We start from the raw sequence: 5554 nt of genomic DNA on the forward strand, positions 1-5554 counted from the left end.
CCAGTGGGGCCTCAAGCAGGCCCGTACCGGCGACGGACCGACGTACGAGGAACTGGTCGAGACCGAGGGCCGCCCGCGCCTGCGTGGGCTCCTGGACGAACTGCAGACCAAGAACCTGCTGGAAGCGGCCGTCGTCTACGGCTACTTCCCCTGTGTGTCCAAGGGCGACGACCTGCTCATCCTGGACGAGCAGGGCAACGAGCGCACCCGCTTCTCCTTCCCGCGTCAGCGCCGCGGGCGCCGCCTGTGCCTGGCGGACTTCTTCCGCCCCGAGGAATCCGGCGAGACCGACGTGGTCGGCCTCCAGGTCGTCACCGTCGGCTCGAAGATCGGGGAGGCCACCGCGGAGCTGTTCGCCGCCGACTCCTACCGCGACTACCTCGAACTGCACGGCCTGTCCGTCCAGCTGGCCGAAGCGCTCGCCGAGTACTGGCACGCCCGGGTGCGCAGCGAGCTCGGGTTCGCGGGGGAGGACCCCGCCGACGTGGAGGACATGTTCGCGCTGAAGTACCGCGGCGCGCGCTTCTCGCTCGGCTACGGCGCCTGCCCCGACCTGGAGGACCGCGCCAAGATCGCCGAGCTCCTGCAGCCGGAGCGGATCGGCGTCGAGCTCTCCGAGGAGTTCCAGCTCCATCCCGAGCAGTCCACCGACGCGATCGTCATCCACCACCCCGAGGCGAAATATTTCAACGCGCGCTGATCCGGCGCAGTCGTACACTGGTCGGTCCAGTGCAGGCCGGTTGCCTTCCCGCAAGAAGGAGGCAACCGGCCTTCTCGTCCCTTACGGAAGGTGTGGTCGCATGACCAGTACGGTTCCCGCGCTCGGCACCCGAATGGCCGAAGGCTCCGCATTGCAGGGCGTGCTGCTCGACATGGACGGAACCCTCGTGGACACCGAGGGCTTCTGGTGGGACGCCGAGGTCGAGGTCTTCGCCTCCCTCGGCCATGCGCTCGACGAGGCCTGGCGCGACGTCGTCGTCGGCGGCCCCATGACGCGCAGCGCCGGGTTCCTCATCGAGGCCACCGGCGCCGACATCACCGTCGCCGAACTCTCCGTGCTGCTCAACAACGGCTTCGAGGACCGCATCAGCCGCTCTCTGCCGCTGATGCCGGGCGCCGCGGGCCTGCTCGCCGAACTCGCCGCGCACGGCGTGCCGATGGCCCTGGTGTCCGCCTCGCACCGCCGCATCATCGACCGCGTCCTCGGCTCGATCGGCGCCCACCACTTCGAACTCACCGTCGCGGGCGACGAGGTGGCCCGGACCAAGCCGCACCCCGACCCCTACCTCCTCGCGGCCCGGGGACTGGGTGTGGACCCCGGCAGATGCGCCGTCATCGAGGACACCGCGACCGGTGTCGCCTCGGCGGAGGCCGCGGGCTGCCGGGTCGTCGCCGTGCCGTCGGTCGCGCCCATCCCCGCCGTCGCGGGCCGCACCGTCGTCCCCTCCCTCGAACACGTCAACCTGCCTTTCCTGCAAGGCCTGATGACCCACTGACAGTTCCGTCGGCTCCGCGCCAAGCCTCCCCGAGGGTGTGACGTTTCCCACTCCGGCGGGGGTCGACAGTGGGACGGGTGTGTGCAGTATGCCCCTCCAGGGTCCGGGGTGGCGTGACGATGTGTCCTGATTGGTGGGAGCGTGCACGAAACCTTCCGGTGTCGGGTTATCAGTGTGTCCGCGCCCGGTTTCGCAGCGTGATTGATGCCGGGTTCATGCGCCCTCCGAAGCTCATCTGGTGCGGACTAATCTCGTCGCGAGAACATCGCCCCACCCCCCGTGCCCCATCAACCCTCACCCCGCGTTGCGGGATTCACGGGATCAAGAGCTCTGGAGAACGTCGAGCATGAACCGCAAGACTTTGGTGCTGCCGGCTGTCATAGGTCTGCTCGCCCCCGCGCTCGCCGCGTGCGGTGGCTCGGACGGCGGCGACGGCGACAAGCCGATCGCTGTCGGCACCACGGACGCGTTCGCCATCTCGAAGGAAGTTCCTGCGCCCTTCGACCCGGCCTACGCCTACGACGCGGGTTCCTGGAACCTGCTGCGGCAGACCGTCCAGACGCTGATGGCCATGCCGCGCGGTGGCGGCGACCCGCAGCCCGAGGCCGCCGAGCAGTGCGGCTTCACCGACACGGGCAACGAGCGGTACGCCTGCACCCTGCGCAAGGGGCTGACGTTCTCCGACGGGGAGCCGCTGACGGCCGCCGATGTGAAGTTCTCCATCGAGCGGGTCCGCGACATCAAGATCAAGGACCCCAGCGGTTCCGACGGTCTGGTCTCGAACGTCGACGAGATCGAGGTCCAGGGCGACCGCGACATCGTCTTCCACCTCAAGACCCCCGACGCGACGTTCCCGTTCAAGCTGGCGACGCCCACCGCGGGCATCATCAGCAAGGACCACTACAGCAAGAACAAGCTGCGCGACGGCTTCGAGGTGGACGGCTCGGGCCCGTACACGGCGAAGCAGGAGGTCAAGGACGACCACCTGGTCAAGACGGTGTTCACCAAGAACCCCAGGTACAAGGGCGCGTTCAAGGTCCAGAGCGACAAGGTGGAGCTCCGCAACTTCGCCAACACCGACGCCATGGGCAAGGCGCTCGACGACGGCGACATCGACCTGATGACGCGCACCATGTCGCCCGAGCAGGTCAAGGAGCTCGACGCCTCGTCGGGCAAGAAGATCGACCTGGTGGAGATGCAGGGTCTGGAGATCCGCTACCTCGCCTTCAACACCGACGCCCCGACGGCCAAGAACAAGGCCGTGCGGCAGGCCATGGCGCAGCTCGTCGACCGCGGCGCGCTGGCCTCCTCGGTGTACGGCTCGACGGCCGACCCGCTGTACTCGCTGGTGCCCTCGACCATCACCGGGCACGCCAACTCGTTCTTCAACAAGTACGGCAACCCGAGCACGGCCAAGGCCCGCACCCTGCTCAACAAGGCGAACATCACCACACCGGTGAAGATGACCCTGCACTACACCACCGACCACTACGGGCCCGGCACCAAGAAGGAGTTCGAGGTGCTGCAGAAGCAGCTGAACGACTCCGGCCTGTTCGACGTGTCGATCAAGGGCGTGCCGTGGAGCACCTTCCGCGCGGCCGAGCGTGACGGCAAGTACGCGGCCTACGGCATGGGTTGGTTCCCCGACTTCCCGGACGCCGACAACTTCCTCGCGCCGTTCCTCGACAAGGACAACTTCCTCGGCTCGCCGTACGTGAACGACACGATCAACGACCAGCTGATCCCGACGTCCCGCCGCGAGGCCGACCGGCTCGCCGCCTCCAAGAGCATCCGCCGGATCCAGGACATCGTCGCCGACGACGTCCCGGTGCTCCCGCTGTGGCAGGCCAAGCAGTACATCGCGGCGCGTGACGACATCACGGGCGTCGAGTGGGCCCTCAACTCCTCGTCGAACCTCCAGCTGTGGGAGCTCAGCCGCGGCGTCAGCGACTGACCTCCGCGCCCGAGGGCACCTCGAGTTCCAGAGAACGACCACAACACCTAAGGCACGTACGTGAAATGTCGTAACCAGTGGCTGGCCCTTCCCCTCTCGGGAGGGCTCGCCGCCGCCCTGCTGACCGGCTGCGGTACGGAATCGGGCGGTGCGGGGGACACGGGCGACGCGGTAGTGATGGGGATGTCCGACGACGTCCTCGCCACCGACCCGGCGTCCGGCTACGACCCCGGTTCCTGGCTCCTGTTCAACAACGTCTTCCAGTCGCTCCTGAGCTTCCCCAAGGGCGCCACCGAGCCCGAGCCGGAGGCCGCCGAGGAGTGCGGGTTCACCGACACGGAGGCGAAGGTCTTCAAGTGCGAGCTGCGTGACGGGCTGAAGTTCAGCAACGGCAACGCGCTCACCTCGAAGGACGTCAAGTTCTCCTTCGACCGCATGCGGAAGATCAACGACGACGACGGTCCGGCGCTGATGTTCCCGATGCTGGACCAGGTGCAGACGCCGGACGCCAAGACGGTGGTCTTCAAGCTGAAGTACTCCGACGCGACCTTCCCCAGCAAGATCGCCTCGGGTGCCGGTTCGATCGTGGACCACACCGAGTACGACATGAACGGCCTGCGCGGGGACGGCAAGGCCGTCGGCTCCGGGCCGTACAAGCTGGACTCGTTCAGCAAGGAGCAGGCGGTCTTCTCCGTCAACTCCGACTACAAGGGCACCGCGAAGGTGAAGAACGAGGGCGTGGCCATCAAGTTCTTCCGCGGCGACCAGAAGGGCCTCAAGAAGGCGCTCCTGGAAGGCAAGATCGATGTGGCCTACCGAGGTCTCGCCGCCGCGGACATCGCGGACATCGAGCAGGACACCTCCAAGGACGGCCAGGACGTCGACATCGTCGAGGGCACCAGCGCCGAGGTGCAGCACCTGGTCTTCAACATGAAGGACCCGGTGGCGGGCAAGCTCGGCGTCCGCAAGGCCATGGCGTACCTCCTGGACCGGGACGCCCTGGTCAAGGAGGTCTACCAGGACACGGCCACGCCGCTGTACTCGATCGTCCCCGCGGGCATCGGCGGCCACAACACCGCCTTCTTCGACACCTACGGCGCCCGCCCGCAGCGTGCCAAGGCCGCCGCCGCGCTGCGCGCCGACGGCATCGAGGGCAAGGCGAAGCTGACCCTCTGGTCGACGCCCACCCGCTACGGCCCGGCCACCGACCACGAGCTGCGGGCCATAGCCAAGCAGCTCAACGCGTCCGGCCTGTTCGACGCCGACGTGAAGTCCGTCGGGTTCGAGCAGTACGAGAAGGACATCGAAGCCGGGAAGTACGGCGTCTACGTCAAGGGCTGGGTGCCCGACTATCCGGACGCCGACAACTTCACGCAGCCGTTCTTCGGCAAGGGCAACGTCCTCGGCAACCACTTCGTGAACAGCACCATCACGTCGAAGATCATCCCGGGCACCGCCACGGAGAGCGACCGCACCAAGACCGACAAGCAGTACGACCAGCTGCAGGACATCGTGGCCGAGCAGCTGCCCGTCCTGCCGGTGTGGCAGGCCAAGCAGTACGCGGTCGTCCGTGACAGCGTCTACGGCCTCGAGTCCTGCCTCGACGCCTCGACGGTCTTCCGCTTCTGGGAGATCAGCAAGGGCTGACCGTGCCCCATGACGAAGGTGGCCGCCCCCTCGGGGACGGCCACCTTCGTCGTTCACACGGTTCTCTCGGCACTGCGCACGCGCTTTTCGCGTCACTGCGCGCCGGGGCGCACCAAGCCGCTCTCGTACGCGTACACGGCGGCCTGCACCCGGTCGCGCAGCCCCAGCTTCGTCAGCACGTGCCCCACGTGCGTCTTCACGGTCGTCTCGCTCACGAAGAGGTCCGCCGCGATCTCGGCGTTCGACAGGCCGCGGGCGACCAGCTTCAGGACCTCGACCTCGCGCTCGGTCAGCGTGTGCAACGTGTCCGGCACCGGCTCGTCGCCGGACGGGAGGTGCGCCGAGTACTTGTCGAGGAGCCGGCGCGTGATGCTCGGCGCGAGCATCGCCTCGCCCGCCGCGACCACCCGGATCGCCTGCACCAGCTCGTTCGCCGGGGCGTCCTTGAGGAGGAAGC

The 5554-nt window shown here is 67.8% G+C and carries 5 protein-coding genes; 4 read left to right on the forward strand and 1 reads right to left on the reverse strand.

Translation table 11 applies throughout. The features are described 5' to 3' along the window. From AOK03_RS37490 to AOK03_RS37505, 4 genes are all read left to right on the forward strand, one after another. Nucleotides 1-700 (forward strand): vitamin B12 dependent-methionine synthase activation domain-containing protein (locus AOK03_RS37490; RefSeq protein WP_279616362.1); only part of this gene is annotated, 700 nt, incomplete at its 5' end. A gap of 100 nt (nucleotides 701-800) precedes the next feature. Further along, a complete protein-coding gene (locus AOK03_RS37495; RefSeq protein WP_055569842.1) occupies nucleotides 801-1496 on the forward strand; it encodes an HAD family hydrolase in 696 nt (231 codons plus the stop codon). A gap of 346 nt (nucleotides 1497-1842) precedes the next feature. Next, the gene (locus tag AOK03_RS37500) at nucleotides 1843-3450 is read left to right on the forward strand and encodes an ABC transporter substrate-binding protein (protein ID WP_055569843.1); all 1608 of its coding nucleotides are present in this window, start codon (nucleotides 1843-1845) and stop codon (nucleotides 3448-3450) included. A gap of 60 nt (nucleotides 3451-3510) precedes the next feature. Continuing rightward, complete coding sequence (locus tag AOK03_RS37505) at nucleotides 3511-5097, forward strand: ABC transporter substrate-binding protein (protein WP_055569844.1); 1587 nt, start codon at nucleotides 3511-3513, stop codon at nucleotides 5095-5097. A 92-nt stretch (nucleotides 5098-5189) separates the two neighbouring features. Here AOK03_RS37505 and AOK03_RS37510 read toward each other — a convergent pair. Further along, nucleotides 5190-5554, reverse strand: a 365-nt coding sequence (locus AOK03_RS37510) for a response regulator transcription factor (RefSeq protein WP_167355686.1), incomplete at its 5' end; no start/stop codon positions are given.

Source organism: Streptomyces atriruber, from assembly GCF_001418325.1.
GTDB lineage: Bacteria > Actinomycetota > Actinomycetes > Streptomycetales > Streptomycetaceae > Streptomyces > Streptomyces atriruber.